This is a genomic window from Catenulispora pinisilvae (genome assembly GCF_015356865.1).
GTDB lineage: Bacteria > Actinomycetota > Actinomycetes > Streptomycetales > Catenulisporaceae > Catenulispora > Catenulispora pinisilvae.
Genome location: NZ_JAAFZA010000039.1, coordinates 24,616 through 45,126, shown reverse-complemented (window position 1 = coordinate 45,126; position 20,511 = coordinate 24,616). Strand labels below are relative to the sequence as shown.

At 71.6% G+C, this 20,511-nt stretch carries 17 protein-coding genes; 9 read left to right on the top strand and 8 right to left on the bottom strand.

Annotated elements, in window-relative coordinates; all coding sequences use genetic code 11:
* Window positions 1-85: 85 nt before the first annotated feature.
* From IZR01_RS13575 to IZR01_RS13560, 4 genes are read right to left on the bottom strand one after another with little or no spacing between them, the layout of a single operon-like run.
* On the bottom strand, window positions 86-1,354 hold the full coding sequence (locus tag IZR01_RS13575) for an ABC transporter substrate-binding protein (RefSeq protein ID WP_194892559.1): 1,269 nt from the start codon (window positions 1,352-1,354) through the stop codon (window positions 86-88).
* Window positions 1,354-1,941, bottom strand: coding sequence for a GTP-binding protein (locus IZR01_RS13570; protein ID WP_194892560.1), 588 nt, complete (start codon window positions 1,939-1,941; stop codon window positions 1,354-1,356). The genes IZR01_RS13575 and IZR01_RS13570 overlap by 1 nt, the downstream gene beginning before the upstream one ends.
* Window positions 1,941-2,378, bottom strand: coding sequence for a roadblock/LC7 domain-containing protein (locus IZR01_RS13565; protein ID WP_194892561.1), 438 nt, complete (start codon window positions 2,376-2,378; stop codon window positions 1,941-1,943). The genes IZR01_RS13570 and IZR01_RS13565 overlap by 1 nt, the downstream gene beginning before the upstream one ends.
* Before the next feature lie 45 nt (window positions 2,379-2,423).
* Complete coding sequence (locus IZR01_RS13560; protein ID WP_194924017.1) at window positions 2,424-4,943, bottom strand: sensor histidine kinase; 2,520 nt, start codon at window positions 4,941-4,943, stop codon at window positions 2,424-2,426.
* 327 nt (window positions 4,944-5,270) lie between these two features.
* On the opposite strand from IZR01_RS13560, the gene IZR01_RS13555 reads away from it, so the two are divergent.
* From IZR01_RS13555 to IZR01_RS13545, 3 genes are all read left to right on the top strand, one after another.
* The gene (locus IZR01_RS13555; protein WP_194924016.1) at window positions 5,271-6,215 is read left to right on the top strand and encodes a hypothetical protein; all 945 of its coding nucleotides are present in this window, start codon (window positions 5,271-5,273) and stop codon (window positions 6,213-6,215) included.
* Window positions 6,216-6,371: 156 nt separating this feature from the next.
* Window positions 6,372-8,102: an ABC transporter transmembrane domain-containing protein gene (locus IZR01_RS13550; RefSeq protein ID WP_194924015.1), complete on the top strand. Its 1,731-nt coding sequence runs from the start codon at window positions 6,372-6,374 to the stop codon at window positions 8,100-8,102.
* A 1-nt stretch (window position 8,103) separates the two neighbouring features.
* Complete coding sequence (locus tag IZR01_RS13545; protein ID WP_194924014.1) at window positions 8,104-9,900, top strand: ABC transporter ATP-binding protein; 1,797 nt, start codon at window positions 8,104-8,106, stop codon at window positions 9,898-9,900.
* Window positions 9,901-9,975: 75 nt separating this feature from the next.
* On the opposite strand, the gene IZR01_RS13540 is transcribed toward IZR01_RS13545, so the two are convergent.
* Both IZR01_RS13540 and IZR01_RS13535 read right to left on the bottom strand, forming a co-directional pair.
* Window positions 9,976-11,076, bottom strand: a complete 1,101-nt coding sequence (locus IZR01_RS13540) for a DUF4037 domain-containing protein (RefSeq protein WP_194924013.1) — start codon at window positions 11,074-11,076, stop codon at window positions 9,976-9,978.
* A gap of 41 nt (window positions 11,077-11,117) precedes the next feature.
* Window positions 11,118-12,137: a GlxA family transcriptional regulator gene (locus tag IZR01_RS13535; RefSeq protein WP_194892567.1), complete on the bottom strand. Its 1,020-nt coding sequence runs from the start codon at window positions 12,135-12,137 to the stop codon at window positions 11,118-11,120.
* 139 nt (window positions 12,138-12,276) lie between these two features.
* Here IZR01_RS13535 and IZR01_RS13530 point away from each other — a divergent pair, with 139 nt between their 5' ends.
* The 4 genes from IZR01_RS13530 (at window position 12,277) to IZR01_RS13515 (ending at window position 17,476) form a co-directional block, all read left to right on the top strand.
* A complete protein-coding gene (locus IZR01_RS13530) occupies window positions 12,277-13,227 on the top strand; it encodes an NADP-dependent oxidoreductase (RefSeq protein ID WP_194924030.1) in 951 nt (316 codons plus the stop codon).
* Window positions 13,228-13,440: 213 nt separating this feature from the next.
* Window positions 13,441-15,582, top strand: coding sequence for a DUF6421 family protein (locus tag IZR01_RS13525; RefSeq protein WP_194924012.1), 2,142 nt, complete (start codon window positions 13,441-13,443; stop codon window positions 15,580-15,582).
* Between the two features lie 89 nt (window positions 15,583-15,671).
* Window positions 15,672-16,385, top strand: coding sequence for an SDR family oxidoreductase (locus IZR01_RS13520; RefSeq protein WP_194892569.1), 714 nt, complete (start codon window positions 15,672-15,674; stop codon window positions 16,383-16,385).
* A gap of 29 nt (window positions 16,386-16,414) precedes the next feature.
* On the top strand, window positions 16,415-17,476 hold the full coding sequence (locus IZR01_RS13515) for a threonine aldolase family protein (protein ID WP_194892570.1): 1,062 nt from the start codon (window positions 16,415-16,417) through the stop codon (window positions 17,474-17,476).
* Here the strand turns inward: IZR01_RS13515 and IZR01_RS13510 are convergent, their stop codons facing one another.
* Window positions 17,477-18,430 carry an aldo/keto reductase gene (locus IZR01_RS13510; RefSeq protein WP_194892571.1) on the bottom strand — a complete coding sequence of 318 codons (954 nt, stop codon included), beginning with the start codon at window positions 18,428-18,430 and terminating at the stop codon, window positions 17,477-17,479.
* A gap of 143 nt (window positions 18,431-18,573) precedes the next feature.
* Here IZR01_RS13510 and IZR01_RS13505 point away from each other — a divergent pair, with 143 nt between their 5' ends.
* Together IZR01_RS13505 and IZR01_RS13500 are read left to right on the top strand one after the other, a co-directional pair.
* Window positions 18,574-19,506, top strand: coding sequence for a helix-turn-helix transcriptional regulator (locus tag IZR01_RS13505; RefSeq protein ID WP_194924011.1), 933 nt, complete (start codon window positions 18,574-18,576; stop codon window positions 19,504-19,506).
* A 10-nt stretch (window positions 19,507-19,516) separates the two neighbouring features.
* A complete protein-coding gene (locus IZR01_RS13500; RefSeq protein ID WP_194924010.1) occupies window positions 19,517-19,900 on the top strand; it encodes a hypothetical protein in 384 nt (127 codons plus the stop codon).
* 41 nt (window positions 19,901-19,941) lie between these two features.
* On the opposite strand, the gene IZR01_RS13495 is transcribed toward IZR01_RS13500, so the two are convergent.
* Window positions 19,942-20,463, bottom strand: coding sequence for a P-loop nucleotide/nucleoside kinase family protein (locus IZR01_RS13495; RefSeq protein ID WP_194924009.1), 522 nt, complete (start codon window positions 20,461-20,463; stop codon window positions 19,942-19,944).
* Window positions 20,464-20,511 lie beyond the last annotated feature (48 nt).

Here is a 20,511-nt window from a genome sequence, read left to right as displayed (position 1 = left end):
GCCCCCTAAAATAAGAACCCTGCCAGCATAAAGGGGACGCGCTCGACAGCTCGCGGCGGCCGACCACCGGCGCGTACACCGCCGATCAATCCGGCAGTGTCGCCAGCTCCTCGATCTCCACATTCGCCAGCGACGTCCCGTCCACCTGCACCCGCCGCAGATACCACTTCTGGATCGGCGCGTGCGTCGTGGAGGCCAGCTGCCAAGCCCCCCGCGGGCTGTCGATCCGCCCCAGCGACCCGATCGCCGCGTTGATCGCCTCGGCCCCGGCGTTCGGCCCGGCCGTGGCCACCGCCTGGTCCAGCAGTGCCGCGGCGTCGTAGCCGGTCAGCGCGTAGTCGCTGGGCTCCTGGCCGTCGTGCCCGGCGGCCCAGGCCGACACGAACGTGCGGTTGGCCGCGGTGTCGACGTCGGGGGAGTAGTTCAGCACCGAGGTGATGTTCGTGGCCGCCGACCCCTCCTGCAACAGCTGCGGCCCGTCGGTGACCAGGCCGACCGCGTACAGCGGCACGTCCTTCACCGCCGAGCGCGCGTACTGCTGCACGAAGCGCACCGCCTCGGCGCCGGTGAACGCGCAGTACACCGCCTTCGCGCCGGAGTCCTTGATGGCCGACAGATACGGCGTGAAGTCGGTGGTGCCGGAGGCCGGGGTGAACGTCGCCTGGCCCTGCGGGTTGGCCAGTCTGCCGCCGATCGCGGTGAAGGCGTCGGTGAACCCGCGCACCTGCTCCCATTCGCCGGGGTAGTTGCCGCCGATCGCGAAGACCGGGGTCTTCACGTGCGCGTTGATGAACGGCGCGATCGCGGTGCCCGGCTCGGTGGACAGGAACGCCACGTTCCAGATGTAGCTGATGTCGGCCACGTCCGGCTGCGGCACCACGCCGACCAGCGGCACGTGCGCGGCGTCGGCCAGCGGTGCCACGCCCTCGTAGCCGGCGTAGTCGATCGGGCCGACGATCGCCTGCGCGCCGTGCGACAGCATCGAGGCCATCGCGGTCGCGGTGGTCTCGGGGTCCGGGCCCTCGTCGGAGACCGTCACCCGGGCCGGGCGCCCGCCCAGGCGCCCGCCGTGCTGCGCGACGTAGAGCTGGAACCCGTCCCGGACGTCGCTGCCGGCCGGGCCGTTGGGCCCGGAGGAGGCCAGCAGCAGCCCCACCGGGATCGGCGTGCGGCTGTCCGGGCGGCCCTCGGGGTCGCCGTAGGCGACGGCGCCGAACCCGCCGCCGAACCCGCAGCCGGCGGTGGCGGCCGTGGCGGCGGCCAGCAGCAGCGCCGCGAAGGCCCGCCGGCCGTACGGCGGGCGGTGGCGGCTGAACTCAGGGCCCTGACGGGCGCCGAACCGGGCCGCGGCCATCAGTTCATCCGGTCCTCGGCCGACAAGTCCTCGCGCGTCCGCTGCTGGGTGATCGCGTGCTCCAGCAGCGTCACCAGCACCCCCTTGGCCGAGTCCCGGCGCCGGGCGTCGCAGATCAGCAGCGGGGTGTCGTCCTCCAGGGCCAGCGCCTGCCGCAGTTCCTCGTGCCCGTACACCTGCGCGCCGTCGAACTGGTTCACCGCTATCACGTGCGGGATCCGGCGGTCCTCGAAGAAGTCGATGACCGCGAAGGCGTCGCCGAGCCGGCGCACGTCGGCCAGCACCACCGCGCCGAGGGCGCCGCGGGACAGCTCCTCCCAGAAGAACCAGAAGCGCTCCTGGCCCGGCGTGCCGAACAGGTACAGGATCAGGTCCTCGGCGATGGTGATGCGGCCGAAGTCCATCGCCACCGTGGTGCTGCGTTTGGCCGGTATCAGGTGGACGTCGTCAAGCCCCATGCCGGCCTGCGTCATCTCGGCCTCGGTGGTCAGCGGCTGGATCTCGGAGACCGCGCCGACCAGCGTGGTCTTCCCGACCCCGAAGCCGCCGGCGACGACGATCTTCGCCGCGATCGTGGGCGCCGCCATCAGCGCGCCCCCGGCCGGTGTCCGTCGGAGAGCATCCGGGCTCGCGCGGTGGGCGTCAGCGAGTCCCCGACCTGGTTGATCAGCTCGGCCATGGCGTAGGTGACCTGTCCGACGTCGCACTCGCGCTCGGTGTAGACCAGCAGTGAGGCGCCGTCGCTGACCGCCATCGAGAACAGGAAACCGTCCCCGAGTTCGGTCAGGTTGTTGCGCACCGGCTCGGAGTCCAGCAGCCGCGCGGCGCCGGCCAGCAGGCTGACCAGGCCGGCGGCCACCGCGGCCAGCTGCTCGCCCTGCTCCTCGTCCAGGTCCCGCGAGGTGGCCACCACGATGCCGTCGGCGGAGACCGCCAGCGCGTGCCGGACCCCGGGCGTGCCGTGGGCGAAGTCGTTGAGCAGCCAGTCGAGACTGCCGTGCAGATCAGGTGCGGGTTCGTTCATGGAAGAGGGTTCCTGTGGGGCTAGGGGACGGCGTGAGGGTGTGCGTCACTGCGATTTCGGCCCGCTGCGGCCGGTCAGCCCGCGCGCGTAGGCGGCCATGGTGGCCGCGACGTGTTCGGGGTCCCGGTCGATGCGGGGCTTGCTCTGCGCGGGCTCGGGGTGGCTGCCGGGCTCGCCGGTCGGTGCGGATGCTGGGGACGGGGCCGGCGCCTGCGGCGCCGGGTTCCGCCGGGCCTTGGCCGGCAGGTGCTCCTTGGGACGGCGGACGGGCAGGCCGTTCAGGGTCGTGGCGTTGGCAGTGTCCTGTGATTCTACGGCTGCCGCGGGGTCCGGCGCGGCGTCGCCGTTGACTCGGCCGCCGCCGTCGGCCTGAAGCAGACCATTGACGTGGCCGCTTCCGTTGGCGGCGACCACGATCGGCGTGATGGCTTCTGCCGGTCCTGAGAAGGGTCCGGGGACGGTCCCCGAGACGGTCTGCTCCAGACCGGTGACCGGCTCGTCTTCGGCGTCGGCTCGCGCATCGTCCGGTTCCATGTCCGGAAACGGGAGCTCCGGCCAGTCCGCCTCGGCCTCGGCGTCCGCCTCAGCCCACGCCGGATCGGCCGGAAGGCCACCATCGGCTAGCCCAGAACCAGTGTGCTCGGAGACCACCGTCCACGGCAGCCCCACCTCGGCCACCGTCCCGCCGCCGGGCCGGGCCCGCAGCTGGACCTCGACTCCGTACCAGGCGGCCAGGTGCGCGACCACGGTCAGGCCCATCGCCCGCACCGTCGAGCTGTCCACCTGCCGCGGCGCGGCCAACTGGGCGTTCAGCTCCGCGCGCCGGTCCGGCGTCATGCCCAGGCCCCGGTCGGCGATCTGGATGATCACCCGGTCGGTCATCCGGTGGCCCTCGACGCTCACCCGGCTGTCCGGCGCGGAGAAGGCGGTGGCGTTGTCCAGCAACTCAGCACACAGATGCACCAGGTGGTCCACGGCGTGCGGGGCGATGACGATCGCGGAGTCGACGCTGTCCAGATCCACCCGCGTGTACCGCTCGATTCGGCCCAGCGCGGCCCGGACCACGTCTAGCATCGTCACGGCCCGCTCGCGCACCCGCGAGGAGCCCTCGCCGCCGAGCACCAGCAGGCTCTCGTTGTTCCGGGCCATCCGCGCCGCCAGGTGGTCCAGCACGAACAGCCGGGCCAGCCGGTCCGGGTCCTGCTCGGAGCGCTCGGCCCGGTCCAGTTCGCTGGTCAGCGCGCCGGTCAGGCGCTCGCCGCGACGGGCCAGGGCCACGAAGGTGGCGCCCACGCCGGCGCGCAGCAGCACTTGTTCGGCGGCGGTGCGCAGAGCTTCGCGGTGGACCGAGTTGAAGGCCCGCGCGACCGCCGCCAATTCGTCCTTCGGGTCGTTCGCGCCTCGTGCGTCGCCCCGGCCGGTGCCCAGCGGCAGCGCGTCGCCGGCGTGGTCGGCGAACTCCTCGGGGGTGAGTCCGGTCAGCGACTCGGTGGTGCGCAACTCCTCGACCGCGGCCGGCAGGGCCTGGAAGGCGACGGCGTTCGCGGCGTCCCGCAGCTGTCGCAGGCCCCTGATCATCGGTCGGCCCAGCCGCAGGCTGATCAGCACCACCAGCAGCGCGGTGCCGGCCACCGCCGCGGCCTCCACCTCGGCGATGTGCTCGGCCCGGTCCCGCAGCCGGGCCACCGCGGACATCGTGGCCAGGTCCATCTCCTCGCGGACCGAGTCCAGCGCGGTCCGCCGGGCGCTCATGGTCTGCACCCACAGGTTCTTGTCCGGATCCAGCAGATCGCCGGGGGACAGCCGGGATATCTGGTCCTCGAACTGCTGCGCCGTCAGGATCGCCGAGCTGGTCATCGCCTGGTCCGGACGCTCGCTCCAACCGGGCGGGGCCTGGTCGTCGAAGGCCTCCATCGCGTCGCTGTAGGACTGCCGGTCGTGCGCGATCGCGGCGAACGCGGCCGGGGTCAGCGGCAGCCCGACCGCCGCCCGCAGCACGTCCGACTCCTCCTGGCCGGTCGCCTCAGAGGCCTGATACAGCAGGTCCGCGGCCTGCAACCGGGTGGCGACCGGCTGCGAGGCGCCGCCGTCGCCGATCACCGAGGTCCGCAGCTGGTCCAGGTCGGCGATCGCGATGCGGTACTGGAACACCACCGTGGACAGCGCCGGCGCGGCCTGCGCCTTGATCTGCGCGCGCAGCGTGGTCAGCTGGGCCAGGTCCATGTCGATGCGGGAGAGCAGATTGCGGGTCCCCGGGGAGATCCGCGGCATCGACCGGATCTGCTGCCGGTAGACGGTCAGCGCCGCGTCGGCGCCGGCGATCCGGCCCTGGACGTCCGGGGACATCTGGGCCGGGCGGGAGGTCAGCAACAGCGCCATCGCGGTGCGCTCGTCCTGTAGCCGGCACAACAGCTTCCCGGCGGCGTCCGAGGTGTGCATCAGGGACCACAGCCGCTCACTGCGCCAGGCCTGCCCGGCGGAGGCGGTCAACGCCACGGCGCCGAAGCCGGACACCGCGGCGAGCGGGACGGCGACCAGGACGCCGAGCCTGCGCGTGATCCTCAAGACGGCCCCTCGCGACAAGGCTGACAGGGTATGGGCGGACGGTTTGCAAGGTGTGTGCTGTGATGGTGCGACCGCAGGTGGCGCCACGGGTGGCGCCATGGCTGGGCTCATCCAACCGGGAGCCGGGGACCTGAGTCAAGCCTCGAATAACGTGTTCGATTACCGCCGGTGGTGATGGGGCGGTTTGCACGGCTAAGAGGGCGAAGAGCGACGATTGCGGTATACGGAACCGCCAGCCGGCCGCGGTCTCAGATATCTGCTTCACCGGGCAATCCCTCCTGGACAGCCCGCCCCGGCGGTGTGATGGTGGGGAACCAGGGGGAAGCCATGTCATCGGTATCGAACAAAGTCACCTGGTGGGACGCGACGAGCACGGCCGGACCGGCCGTCGCCGAGCTCGCCGGCAACCTGATCATCGCCTGGCGCGGCAATCAGAACAGCCGGAACCTGACGGTCGCGAACGTGACCGGCTCGGCCGGCGGTCTGGCGGGGACGGCACTGCGATCGACGGTCCTCGCGGACTCATCGGACCACGCACCGGCTCTGAGCAGAACCCTGACAACCGGCTACACGGCCCAGCTCGCCTGGGCCGGAATCAACGGCGCGCACTCGCTCAACGTCGCCGACCTCGGCGTGGACACCAGCGCCTGGCAGCTCACCGGCCACATCGTCGGCCGTGCCCTGGTGGCCGGCGGCAGCGTGTCGGCCACGTCCGGGCCGGTCTGGACCGGCGCCGGCCACAGCGACGTCAACCAGCTCGGCGTCCTGGACCAGAACAGCCGGTCCGTCCTCATCGAGGAGACCGGGGATCTGGTCTTCGGCGCGCCCGGCACCTCGGAGTTCATCTTCGACGCCCGGGGACCGGCGCAGGCGCGCAACACCGATGACGGCGAAACGCTGTGGGCCTGGACCGCCTCGGACGGCGCCCTCACCTTCGCCCTGGTGAAACAGGGCTTTCCGTTGCCCGCGGCGGTGGTCAAGTCGGCGCAGAGCAGCGGATTCGGACCCTCCTCGATCGAGCAGGCCTACCCGGGGGGCCCGCTGTGCATCGCCTGGACCGGGATCGACGGCGCGGGAGAACTCAATGTCGCGCCGGTGAACCCGGACGCGATCCGGAACGGCACAGACCCGATCGGCGCCGTGTACACCCTGCCTGAGACCAGCATCGCCGCGCCCACGCTGCTCTACCGGCCGCTCCTCGACGCACTAGCGATCTTCTGGGCCGGCACGGATGGCGCCGGCACGCTCAACGCCTGCAACGTCCAGCTGTAGGAGTCGGGGAGCCGGGAAGGGCCTTCTGGCGACGCCAGGCGCCGCTCACAGGCCACGCGGCTCCGCCGCCATATGCGTTCAGCGCGCTGCGAATTGTCGCTTTCCGCCCTCTAAAACCAGTGGCTGCTCCCGGGAGCGCCTATTACCGTGGCGATCATGCGGCGCCTCCCCGAACCGGACCCCGGTCTCCCCGACACCAGATCGGCGACCCGGTACTTGTTCTGGCTCGTCCGCAAGCAGTGGACGAGCATGACGCTCGGCGCCTTCTGGGGCGTGGTGTGGATGCTCAGCCAGGCGCTGATGCCGGCCGCGATCGGCAAGGCCATCGACGCCGGGGTGAGCGCGAAGGACTCCCGCGAGCTGTGGCGCTGGTCGCTGGTGGTGTTCGGGCTGGGCTGCCTGACCGGCCTGGCCGGGATCCTGCGGCACCGGTGCGCGGTCACCAACTGGCTGGCCGCCGGCTACCGCACCGTGCAGCTCACCGCCGAGCGCGCCACCGAGCTCGGCGCCACCCTGCCCGGCCGGATCGGCACCGGCGACGTGGTGGCCATCGGCACCGCCGACGCCTCCAGCATCGGCGCCACGATGGACGTCAGCGCGCGGTTCGTCGGCGCGGTGGTGTCCATCGTGGTGGTGGCCGTGCTGCTGCTGCGCTCCGAGCTGCGGATCGGGCTCACGGTGCTGATCGGCGTGCCGCTGATCATGGCGCTGGTCGGCCCGCTCCTGAAGCCCATGCACCGGCGCCAGAGCGAGGTGCGCGCGTTGCAGGGCAAGCTGACCGGCCGGGCCAACGACATCGTGGCCGGGCTGCGGGTGCTGCGCGGCATCGGCGGCGAGCCGGAGTTCGCCGACCGCTACCGGACCCAGTCCCAGTCGCTGCGCTTCGCCGGCGTCCGCGTGGCCCGGGTGGAGTCGGTGCTGGACTCGGCGCAGGTGCTGCTGCCCGGGCTGTTCGTGGTCGGCGTGACCTGGCTCGCGGCCCGGCTGGCGCTGTCCCACGAGATCACCGCCGGGCAGCTGGTGGCGTTCTACGGCTACGCCGCGTTCCTGGTGGTGCCGTTGCAGACCATAACCGAGGCCTGGGGCCGGTTCCTGCGGGCGCACGTGGCGGCCGGCAAGGTGGTCCGGGTGCTGGCGCTCCGGCATCCGCTCGCCGAGGGCTCGGGCCCGAGCTTGAGCTCGGCCAATGACGCCGCGGACGCCGAGGGCACCGGCGCGCTCGCCGACGAGCACTCGGGCCTGCGCCTCAAGCCCGGCTCGTTCACCGCGGTGGCCGCCGCGGACTCCGCCGAGGCGATGGAGCTGGCCGATCGGCTGGGCCGCTACCGGGCCGCCGAAGGGGTCACGCTGGACGGCACGCCGCTGGAAACGCTCCCCCTGAACCAGGTGCGGCAGCGGGTCCTCGTGGCCGACAACGACGCGCGGCTGTTCGCCGGGCGGCTGGCCGACGAACTGGCCGGTCCCGGTGTCGCCGATACCGATGCCGCCCTCGCCTCGGCGCTGCACACCGCCGCGGCCGAGGACATCATCGAGGCCCTGCCCGAGGGCCTGGACGCCGTAGTCGCCGAACGCGGCCGCTCCTTCTCCGGCGGCCAGCAGCAGCGGCTGCGCCTGGCCCGCGCGCTGCTCGCCGACCCCGAGGTGCTGCTGCTGGTCGAGCCGACCAGCGCCGTGGACGCCCATACCGAGGCGCGCATCGCCGAGCGGCTGGCCACAGCCCGCGCCGGCCGCACCACCGTGGTGTTCACCACCAGCCCCCTGATGCTCGACCGGGCCGAGCGCGTGGTGTTCCTGGCCGGCGGCCGGGCCGCGGCCGAGGGCCGGCACCGCGAACTGCTGGCGAACGTGCCCGCCTACCGGGCCACCGTGACCAGGGAAGAGGACTGAGATGGCGCTGTCTCCCACTCCGCCTTCGGCGCCCACGTCCGCCGGCCGTGAGGCGCTGCCGGTGGCGACCTACCCCGAGGTGCGCCGCTACGCCGGCCAGATCGCCCGCAAGCGCCGCCGCGACCTGGTGCTGACCATCGGCCTGTTCGCGCTGGCCGCGGTGGCCGGGCTGTTCGGGCCGCGGCTGCTCGGTTCGCTGATCGACGGCGTGCAGCACGGCACCACCGCGGGGCACGTGAACACGATCGTCGGCCTGATCGCGCTCTTCCTCGTGCTTCAGACCGTGCTGACCCGCTACGCGCGGCTGGCGGCCGGCAAGTTCGGCGAGGGCGTGCTCGCCGAGCTGCGCGAGAACTTCGTGTCCCGGGTGCTGGAGCTGCCGCTGTCCGTGGTGGAGCGGGCCGGCAGCGGCGATCTGTTGTCGCGGTCCTCGCGGGACGTGGACAGCCTGAGCATGGCCGCCCGCTACGGCCTGCCCACCACGCTGGTCGCCATCGTCACCGTGCTGCTCACCATCGGCGCCCTGGCCCTGGTCAGCCCGTGGGCGGTGCTGCCGCTGCTGGTCATCGTGCCGCCGATCGCGGCGGTGTTCCGCTGGTATCTCAAGCGCGCGCCGGCCGGCTACCTCGCCGAGAGCGCGCGTTACGCGGACCTGACCGACGGCCTGGCCGAGACCGTGGACGGCGCCCGCACCGTGGAGGCCCTGGGCCGGCAGCGGCAGCGGATCGAGCGCACCGACGACGACATCCGGGCCCAGTTCGCGGCCGAGCGCTACACCCTGCGCCTGCGCTGCGGGTTCTGGCCCACAGCAGAGTCCTGCTACATCGTGCCGGTGGCGCTGACCCTGCTGTTCGGCGGCCTGGGCTACATCCACGGCTGGTTCAGCCTCGGCCAGGTCACCGCTGCCACCTTGTACATGCAGCAGATCATGGGCCCGATCGACGACATGCTGGCCTGGGCCGACCAGCTCCAGGTGGGCGGCGCGTCGCTGGCCCGGCTGCTCGGCGTGGCCGGCGTCCCGGCCGACCGCCAGGCCTCCGGCGAACGGCCCGAGGGCGAGGACCTGCTGGCCCGCGACGTGCGCTACTCCTACATCCCGGGCCGCGAAGTCCTGCACGGCGTGGACCTGTCCCTGCGCGCCGGCGAACGCCTGGCCATGGTCGGCCCCTCCGGCGCGGGCAAGTCCACCCTGGGCCGCCTGCTGGCCGGCATCCACGGCCCCAGCGCGGGCTCGGTGGCGGTCGGCGGCGTCCCGCTGGTGGAACTGCCGCTCGCGGATCTGCGCGGCCAAGTGGCGCTGGTGAACCAGGAACACCACGTGTTCGCCGGCACCGTGCGCGAGAACGTGGTGCTGCCCCGCCCGCAGGCCACCGAGGCCGAGGTCCGCGACGCCCTGGCCGCGGTGGACGCGCTGGCCTGGGCCGAGGCGCTGCCCGAGGGCCTCCATACGGCGATCGGCGCCGAGGGACAGACCCTGTCGCCGGCTCAGGCGCAGCAGCTGGCGCTGGCGCGGCTGGTCCTGGCCGACCCGCACACGCTGGTGCTCGACGAGGCGACCTCGCTGATCGACCCCCGCGCCGCGCGGCACCTGGAACGCTCGCTCGCGGCGGTGCTGGAGGGCCGGACGGTGATCGCCATCGCGCACCGGCTGCACACCGCGCACGACGCGGACCGGGTCGCGGTGGTCGAGGACGGCATGATCGCCGAGTTGGGGAGCCACGAGGAGCTGGTCGCGACCGGCGGCGCTTACGCCGGGCTGTGGGAGTCCTGGCATGGGCGGGGGAGCGCGGGGGAGTAGCGGCAGCTGGTGGCGGTTCCGGTTGCGGCGGTTCCGCTTGTGAGTCGGCAGCCGGCAGTCGGCGGCGCGCGGGTGTTAAGCGCCGCCGAGCGCCACGGCGACGGCGCCGCGGGTGAACTCCGCGCGCCCCAGGAAGTCGGTGCTGTCGGCGAACTGGTCGATCGCCCCGGTCTGAGGCAGGGCCCGGATATCCGCGCTCGCAATAGTCTGAATCAGGGCATTGGCGAACCGATCGGCCCCGATGACCTGGAACGGCCGCTCGAAGTAGGGCCGGGTGCGGGGATCGACCGGCTCGGTGAGCCCGAGGCCGTTGTGCAGCCCCGCCACCTGCTCGTAGACCCGCACCAGATGCTGCTCGCGCGTCTTCCAATCCGATGCCGCGAGCGCCCCGGTCAGCTGCGGGGTGAGCACCGCCGCCGCCGTGGTCCGCGCGAACGCCGACCCGAGCCACTTGCTGTAAGGCGGATACCGCCGCTCCATCACCAAGACCAGCCGCATCACGTCCCGGACCAGCCGGGCGGCGACCACCGCCGACCCGAGTTCGTCGCCGACCTCCCCGCACCGCCCGACGAACGCCTCTTCCTGGGAGATCCGCTTCCACTGGCACGCCAGCACGTACCGCCACACATCACCCGGGTACCACGCCAGGTGTTCGCGACGGTCGGTGAGCTGCCCGAGCCCGTCATGGAAGACCGCACCCGAGGCCACCTCCAGCAGCCGCTGCGTCGGCGTGGCCAGCCAGTCGGCCGTCGACACCCCGCCGGCCGGCGTGAAGCCCAGCCACCCGGTCAGCCACCCGTCCACGTCCGCGACCTCCACCCGGTGGCGCACCGGCCCGTCGGTGACCTGCATGAATCCGATGTCAGCGGCCTCCCCGGTCGGCTCGAAGTGCGTCGGGTAGCCGAGGAAGGTCTTCGGGAGCTGATGGGCGAAGGCTGAAACCAGCCGGTCGCGGTGACGCGCCACATCCTCGGGGGCGAGGAACAACTGCAAGCGCGGACCCCACTCGTGATCCGCCGATCGCGCCGTGTCGAACCCGAGCACCTCCGAACCGCTGCCGAGCCGAGCGGCGGCGTGCGGCAGCCCGCCGATCTCCGCGTCGAGGATCGGCAGCACGGCCTCGCGGTAGAAGCGCCGCGACAGCTCCAAGCCCGGGACGAACTCCGGTGTGGTCATACCGCAAGACTTCCCCGAAGATCCCCGCCCCGCGAGCGGTTTTACACCCGCGCGAACGTCCGCCGATACGCCTGCGGCGACACCCCCACCGAAGCCCGCAGATGCTGACGCATCGACGTGGCCGTCCCGAACCCGGCCCGCTCCGCGACCCGGTCGATCGGCAGATCCGTCGCCTCCAGCAGATGCCTCGCCAGATCCACGCGCTGCCGCGTCAGCCACTGCCCCGGGCTCTGCCCGGTCTCGGTGCGGAACTGGCGAGTGAAGGTCCTGATACTCATCCGGGCCTGCCCGGCCAGATCCTGCAACGCCAGCGGCTCGTGCAGCCGCTCCAGCGCCCAGGCGCGCGCCGGCCCGGTCCCGGTCGCGGTCGGGGCGGGCACCGGACGCTCGATGTACTGCGCCTGCCCGCCATCGCGCGAGGGCGGCACCACGCAGGCCCGGGCCGCGAAGTTCGCCACCGAGCTGCCGTGGTCGGTGCGGATCAGGTGCAGGCACAGGTCGATCGCGGCGGCCACGCCGGCGGAGGTGAGGATGTCGCCGTCGTCGATGAACAGCACATTCGGGTCCACGGACAGCGCCGGGAACTGCTCCTCCATGTGCTCGGCCTGATTCCAGTGCGTCGTCACCATGCGGCCGTCGAGCAGGCCCGCGGCGGCGAAGACGTAGGCGCCGGTGCACAGCGCGACCTTGCGCGCTCCCGGACGGATACCGGCCAGCGCCGCCGCCAGCTCCGGTGCCAGCGCGGCGCCGTCGGCGATCTCGTCCACGATCGGGTAGGCCGGCGGCACGATCACCGTGTCGGCGGTGGCCAGCGCCTCCGCGCCGTGCTCGACATAGAGCTGGTAGTCCTCGGTGGTCGTCACCGGTCCGGCCGACAACCCGCAGGTCACCACGTCGTACAGGGGCTGCCCGTCCGGATCCGCCGCGGCGCCGAACAGCCGGGCCGGGATACCGAGGTCGAACGGGATCACGCCGTCGAGCGCGAGGACGACGACGCGGTGTCGCGGCGGGCCGGAGTGCGGCGGCGAGTCGGACTGACGCGGGGAGCAGGAACTGGCCATGGCCTGATTCTTTCACATGTTGGCCATCGGGCCACTGTCGAGACCGGGCCCGGTCCGGGACCGTGGAGCTATGACCGACCAGCCTTCGAATTCCACCCAGCCTTCGAATTCCACCCAGCCCTCGAATTCCACGCCGACCATGCGCGCCATCGTCGCCGCCGAGCCCGGCCCGGCCGGCGTGCTCAAGGAGATCCGCGTCCCCAAGCCCCAGCCCGGCCTCACCGAAGTGCTGGTCCGGGTCCACGCCGCGGCCATCAACCCGACCGACTGGAAGACCCGCGCCAACGGCTGGGCGGGCCGCCGCGGCGCCATCGAGGAGGGCGTCATCCTCGGCTGGGACGTCTCCGGGGTGGTCGAGGCGGTGGGCGGCGGCGTCACGCTCTTCCAGCCCGGCGACGAGGTCTTCGGCATGCCGCTGTTCCCGGCTTTCGCCGGCGGCTACAGCGAGTACGTCACCGCCCCGGCCCGCCACTTCGCCCGCAAGCCCGAAGGCCTGACCCACGTCCAGGCCGCCGCGCTGCCGCTGGCCTCGCTCACCGCCTACCAGGCGCTGCACGACTTCGCGGACGTGCAGCCGGGTCAGAAGGTACTCATCCACGCCGCGGCCGGCGGCGTCGGCCACCTCGCGGTGCAGATCGCCAAGGCGCTCGGCGCGCATGTCATCGGCACCGCCAGCGCCGCCAAGCACGATTTCGTGCGCGGACTGGGGGCCGAGGAGGTGATCGACTACCGGGAGGTGGACTTCGCCGAGGCGGTGAGCGGGGTCGACGTCGTCATCGACGCGATCGGCGGCGACTACTTCGATCGCTCGCTGCGCACCCTGAACTCCGGCGGCACGCTGGTCGCGCTGAACTACAACGTCGACGCCGCGATGAAGGCGCGCGCCGCCGAGCGCGGGGTGACCTCCGACTTCCTGCTGGTCGAGCCGGACCTCGGCGGCCTGACCGCGATCCGCGCCCTGGTGGCGGACGGCCGGCTGCGCCCGGTGATCGACACCACGCTGCCGTTGGCCGAGGCCGCCAAGGCGCACGAACTCGGCGAGACCAATCGGGCCAGCGGCAAGATCGTCCTGACCGTGGTTGACGACTGATCGGCCGCTCACGATCTGCCCGCGAGGGTGCCCCGGACCATACTGCTGGTCCGGGGCACCCTCGTCTCGGGCGCCGAACCCGGGCGGCCCCGTTACCCGCGACGAACGCAAGGTAATCCGGCGATCAAGGATTGAATCCGAAGGATTTTCATCGGTAGAGTAGTCGTACACTATTTCTTCCACTACTCATCCGACGATCAGGCGAGGTGACACATGCGGCAGCAGCACACGGGAATCCTGCGAGTCTTGTTCGACGAGGCGCACAGCGAGGCCTGGACCATCGATCCGGCCAGGGCTCTGGCCATGAATCCCGTGAATCCGGCCGACGCCGGGTACACGCATGCCGCCGATCTCCTGCGCGGCCGGGGCTACGAGGTCCACGCCTTCCGCGACGGCCTGTTCGCCCCCGAAGCCCTGGCCGGCTCTGACGTCCTGGTGATCGCGCACCCGGCCGATCCGGCCCGCGAGCGCACCACCGGCGTCGGCAGCCCGGTGTTCGCCGCGGCCGAACTGGACGTCCTGCAGTCCTACGTGGCCGCCGGCGGCGGTCTGGTGCTGCTGGCCGACAGCGAGCAGGACACCGGCTCGAACCTGGCCGCGCTGCTCGGCCGGTTCGGCGTGGGCATGGACCACTTCACGGTGCAGGACGCCGCGCGCCGGCACCACGGCAACGCCCGCTGGGTGCTGGCCGAGCGGGCCGCCCTGCCGGAGAGCCGGGTCGAGCCGGAGGACGTGCTGGCCGGTATCGCCGAGGTCTGCTTCTACCGCTCCGGCACCCTGTTCACCGCCCAGGACGCCGACATCCTGCCGCTGCTGAACTCCTCGCCCACCGCCGACCCCGCGGACCGGCCGCTGGCCGTCGGCGTCCGGTTCGGCAAGGGCCGGGTCGCGGTGTTCGCCGACTCCGACATGTTCGGCGACGACTCGATCGCCGACTACGACCACCGCGCGCTCTGGATCAACGCCGTCACCTGGGCCTCGCGCCGGCCCAAGCAGCACGCCGGGGCCGACGCCGAGCCGCACCCGGTCGCCTCCTCGGCCGCCTTCGGCGACCTGAAGGCGGCGATCGAGGAGCTGCGGCCGTTGCAGTCCAAGGACGGCTCGATCGACTTCGAGGCCGGCGGTCACGACCGCGCGCAGGCCGAGCGCCTGGCCGAGCGGATCGGCGCCGCCGTGCAGTCCCTGGCGCCGGAGTACCCGCACGACGCCGACTACCTCGACGCCTTCGGCAAGGACCTGCGCCGCTGGGCCGAGGACGGCTTCGGCGTGCCGGACTTCCTGGACACCCTGAGCGCGTTCCACCCGGCCGCGCAACGCGAGGACGGCCGCGAACACCTCGTGGTGTTCCCGATGTACACACAGAACGGCAACCTGGACCGCAACTTCGAGGCGCTGATCATCCGCACGGTGTGGCCGGACTGGATCGCCGAGCTGGAGCGGGACAAGTACCCGAACCCGCAGTTCGTGCCGATCGAGTTCGTCGCAGCCGACGCCTTCACCGCCGGCTACGACACCAACAGCGCGGTGCTGTTCCCGGAGACCGTCGCGGTCCGGGAGACCCCGGTTTTCACCTGGGGCGCGATCATGCAGGACCGCGAGGCCGCGCGGTTCCGGATGGTCACCTCGGCCGCCGCGGCCACCCTGAAGATGTCGCTGCCGCCGGACGCCGCGCGGCTGCTGGAGGACCAGCGGCTGACGCAGGAGGTGTTCGTGCTCTGGGACCTGATCCACGACCGCACGCACAGCCACGGCGACCTGCCGTTCGACCCGTTCATGATCAAGCAGCGGATGCCGTTCTTCCTGTACTCGCTGGAAGAGCTGCGCTGCGACCTGACGACGTTCCGCGCCGCGGTGCGGATGGAGCGCGAAGGCGGCGCCGGCGCCTCGCACGCCCGCCTGGTCCAGTACACGATCCTGTTCGACCGCATCTTCCGCTTCCCGATCACCGGCGGCCGGGTCCGCAACTACGACGGCCTGGGCGGTCAGCTGCTGTTCGCCTACCTGCACCGCAACGGCGTGGTCAACTGGACCGACAACCGGCTGGCCGTGGACTGGGCCCGGATCGCCGACGCGGTGATCGAGCTGGCCACCGAGGTGGAGACGCTGTACCGGGACGGTATCGACCGGCCCAAGCCCGCGCACTGGATGGCCGCCTACCAGCTGGTCGCCGGATATGTCGCCGCGAACCCGAACTCGGTGTGGGCCCAGGGCGCGGCCGCACTGCCGCTGGACGGCCCGCCGAAGGGCCTGGTCGACGCGGTGCTGCCGGACGAGTTCCCGTTGTCGATGTTCTATGAGGCCCTGAACAAGAAGCTGAAGCCGGTGATCGAGGCGACCCGGGGCGTCACGGCCTGATTCGGCGCCCCGGCGTCCCGGCGCCCGCCCCCATATCCTGTCCGCACACTGATCCGCGAGGCGGAAGTCCGAATGGAGACAGCAGCACCATGAGCCTTAACAACCAGTCCGTGGTCGTGGTGGCCGGCGCCGGCGGCGGGGCCGGCGGCGCCGTGGTGCGGGCCCTGACCGCGGCCGGGGCGACCGTCATCGGCATCGACACCACGACCGAGAACGCCGAGCGGGCCGCGGCGGTCGCCGTCGGACCGGGCCGCGCCGTCCCGGCCGTGGTGGACCTGCTCGACGCGGAGGCGACCAAGGCGTTCGCCGAGGGCGTGCTGAAGGACTACGGCCGGGTGGACGGCGTGATCCACCTGGTCGGCGGCTGGCGCGGGTCGAAGAGCTTCGGCGAGACCAAGCTGGCGGACTGGGACCTGCTGCACAAGCTGCTGGTCCAGACCCTGCAGCACACCTCGCTGGCCTTCCACGACGCCCTGGACGCCGCCGGGGACGGCCGCTTCGTGCTGATCTCGGCGACCGCGGCCTCCGCCCCGACCGCCGGCAACGCCGCCTACGGCGCGGCCAAGGCCGCCGCCGAGGCCTGGACCCTGGCGCTGGCCGACAACTTCAAGAAGGGCGGCGACAACGCGGCCGCGGTGGTGCTGGTGGTCAAGGCGCTGCTGACCGACGCCATGAAGGAAGCCAAGCCGGAGGGCAAGTTCCCCGGCTACACCCACGTGGACGACCTGGCCGCCGAGATCGTGAAGCTGTTCGCGCAGCCGGCCGCCGAGGTCAACGGCACCCGCGTCCGCCTCGCGCCCTGAATCCGTCTTTGACTCATAAGGAACCACCCGTGACCATCACCCGTCGCCACGACTTGGACTACCGCGGCTTCGCCAGCGACAACTACGCCGGGATCCACCCGGAGATCCTGGAGGCGATCGCCGTCGCCAACGGCGGTCACCAGATCTCCTACGGCGAGGACGTCTACACCGAGCACCTCCAGGAGATCTTCCAGGGCCACTTCGGCCCGCGCGCCGAGGCCTTCCCGGTGTTCAACGGCACCGGCGCCAACGTCGTGGCGATGGACTCGATGATCGAGCGCTGGGGCTCGGTGATCACCGCGGCCACCGCGCACATCAACGTCGACGAGTGCGGCGCCCCGGAGAAGATCGGCGGCCTGAAGCTGCTGACCGTGGACACCCCGGACGGCAAGCTCACCCCGGAGCTGATCGACACCCACGCCTGGGGCTGGGGCGACCAGCACCGCGCGCAGCCGCTGGTGGTCGCCATCACCCAGTCCACCGAACTCGGGACCTGCTACACCCCCGAGGAGATCAAGGCGATCTGCGACCACGCGCACCAGCACGGCATGAAGGTGTTCCTGGACGGCTCGCGCCTGGCCAACGCCGCCGCCACCCTGGGCCGGCCGTTCCGCGAGTTCACCACCGACGCCGGCGTGGACGTCCTGAGCTTCGGCGGCACCAAGAACGGCCTGATGCTGGGCGAATGCGTGGTCGTGCTCAACCCCGACGCCGCGCACGGCGTGCAGTACCTGCGCAAGATGTCGATGCAGCTGGCCTCCAAGATGCGCTTCATCTCGGCCCAGTTCGAGGCCCTGCTCTCCGGCGACCTGTGGCTGCGCAACGCCTCGCACGCCAACGCGATGGCCCAGCGCCTCGCGACGGCGGTCCGCGACGTGCCGGGCGTGACCGTCACCCAGCGGGTGCAGGCGAACGCGGTGTTCGCGGTCCTCCCGCGCGACGTCACCGAGCGCCTCCAGAAGCGCTTCCGCTTCTACACCTGGAACGAGCACACCGGCGAGGTGCGCTGGATGTGCTCGTTCGACACCACGGAGGCGGACATCGACGCGTTCGCGGCCGCGGTGCGCGAGGAGATGAGCCACGCGGGTTAGCTACATGTCGTGCTCCCAGCTGCCGCGCGTGTCGACGTCCGCGGCGTCCGCCAGCGCCTCCAACTCCGCGATCTCCTCGTCGGTGAGCGCGATGCCGTGAGCTCGGACCAACCCGTCGATGTAACCGGCCTTCGTGACCCCGATGATCGGGGTGGTCCCCTTGGCGATGGCCCAGGCGGTGGCGACGTCGGCGGCGGAGGCGCCTCGGTCCTCGCCGATCGCTCCCATCCTGTCCGTCAGCGCCTGTAGCTGGGGCAGGATGCCGTTGTACACGGCCGCCCGGCTGCTGCCCTCCGGCAGCGGACGGGCCGGGCTGTACCTGCCGGTCAGCGCCCCTTGTTCGAGGACCATGTAGGAGAAGAACCGCACGTCGTGCTCGCGGCAGTGATCGAGAATGCCCGCGCGCTCAGAGCTCCGGTACAGGAGGCTGTAGTGGTTCTGGACCGCCTCGACACGGAAGCCGGCCTCGCCGAGGATCTGATCGGCAAGAGCGATCTCCTTCATATTGTGGTTCGAGACGCCGACATGCCTGATCCTGCCGCTACGTAGCAGCGGAATCAGAAGCGGCGTCCAACGGGCCACGTCGGCAGGGTTGTGGATCCAGTACAGATCCACATAGTCCGTGCCCAGCCGGTCCAGGCTCTGCTCCAGCATGTCCGCGACCGGGTCGTCGCCGTCGCCCGCGATCTGCGGGGTGAACTTCGTCGAGAGCTGGTACTCGCCGCGGGCGTGGCCCCTCAGCGCCTGAGCGAGGACCGTCTCCGAGTGGCCCATGCCGTACACCGCCGCGGTGTCCCACAGGGTGAACCCGTTCGATTGCGCCTTGTCGACGACCTCTCGCAGTCCGGACGCGGTCAGCTGACTGCCGAAATAGCCGTCGCCCACCTGGCCGCTGTCTCCCCAGGCCCACGTGCCCAGCGCCACCGCCGGCGCGGTCAACGTCTTGCTCGTCATGTTCCCTACTTCCATTCACCGGGATCGTGTCGCAACGTTAGATCCCCAGGAGACCCCGATCGCACCCACCGGAGAAGGTCCGCTTTATGGGGGGTATGACCTCAACCCCCCTCGCGCCGTGATCAGCGACTACCGTGAACGACATGGACCAGCAGCCCGGCAACCGCGGCGAAATCCGGCACTTCCTTGCCAGCCGGCGCGCCAGAATCACCCCGGCGCAGGCCGGTCTTCCGACCAGCGCCCGCCGCCGGGTCGCCGGGCTGCGGCGCGAGGAGGTCGCCGTCCTGGCCGGCGTGAGCGCGGAGTGGTACACGCGGCTGGAGAAGGGCCACATCGGCGGCGTGTCCGAAGACGTCCTGGCCGCGGTCGCCCGCGCCCTGCGACTGGACGACGACGAACGCACCTACCTGTTCGACCTGGCCCGGTCATCGCGGCCCAAGAGCCGCACGCCCTCGCGCCGCCGGGACGTCGAGGTCCCGCCCCGGGTCCAGTGGCTGCTCGACGCCATGACGATGTCCTCGGCGTTCATCCGCGACGGCCGCACGGACGTCGTCGCCAGCAACGCCCTGGCCCGCGCCCTGCACGCGCCGATGTTCGACAGCGCCACCGCCGACCAGCGCGGCCGCCCCAACATCGCCCGCTACATCTTCCTCGACCCCGGCGCACAGGACTTCTTCGCCGACTGGGACGCCGCCGGCAACGCCACCGCCGCCCTGCTGCGCGCCGAAGCCGGGCGCGAGCCCCACGACCGGGCACTACGCGAACTCGTCGGCGAACTGTGCACCCTCAGCCCCGAGTTCCGCAGCGTATGGGCCGCGCACGACGTCCTGATCCGCCACGACGGCAGCAAACGGCTCCAGCACCCCGATGTCGGCCAGCTGGAACTGACCTTCCAGTCCCTGGACCTACCCCTGTCCGGCCCAGCCGTGCACAACCTGATCACCTACACCGCCGAACCCGGCACCCCATCCGAAGACCGGCTCAAGCTCCTCGCCAGCTGGGCGGCCACGCCATCTCGGGCGGCCGAGCCCACCCGCCTCTATCCTGGCCCGTGCGGTCGTGCGTTGACGGACTGAGAGGAACCCGGTGAATTCGCTGAGGAGCGTCGTCGTCGAGATCCTGGGCCGCCCGCACATCCTCGGTCAAAGCCGTGCGCTCGCCGCCCGGATGATCGCGGCCGACGAGGAGATCAACCACATCCTCGCGCGCACCAAGGGGACCCTGGCCCGGCCGATCTGGGCCGGTTGTGCGCGCGAGTCCGACCGGTGTATGGACCTGTTCATCACCGAATGGGGACTGTTCAAAGCCCGCGTGGGCGATGACAGCGAACTCCGCAGAAGTCCCAACCCGTGTGAGGTCGGCGTCTTCCAAGAAGCAGTCGCCGGTACCGAGTGGGCGCTTGGGAGACTGCGGCAGGAGTTCGGTCTGCTCGGAATGACGAGCTGGGTCTACGACGACGAGGAACCCTGATCGCCGCTGACCTCGACGCTGACCTCGACGCCGACCTGAGGCTATTGCCGCCGGGCCAGCCAACCGGCCTTTTCGATGATCTCGCGAGCTGAGTCCTCCTGCGACCTGTCGTGTGTGGAGACGAGGAAGTCCCGGATCTTGTCGAGGTCGGTCCGCGCGTGGAAGACGTCGACCCAGCGGCGCAGGCCTTCCTGCCAGAACTCGTTCGGCTCGCGCGCCGTCACCCGCTGCTTGAGGATCGCCTCCGGCGCGGTCAGCTCGCACACGGCGAGGTTCGCGCCGGGCACGGCTTCGCGCAGGAGCGCCAGCTCCTTCTCGTCCTCGATGACGCCGGACAGCAGGAGTCTGAGACCGGGGACCGCGGCGTAATGGGGATAGATGGCCTTCAGGTTCGCACGTGCGAAGGAATGATCTTGACCCGGAAACACCAGGGAGATCTCGTCCAGGTCGATCACTCCGTGGGGCAGGCCGGCCGCCCGAAGGATTTCGGAGACGGCCCGGGCCAGGGTCGTCTTTCCGGCGCCCGGCGATCCGTGGAGGAACAGTACATCGACGCTTTGCACCCGCCGAACTTAGTGCCGGAGTCGGCGGCGCTCCATCGGATTTCGGCC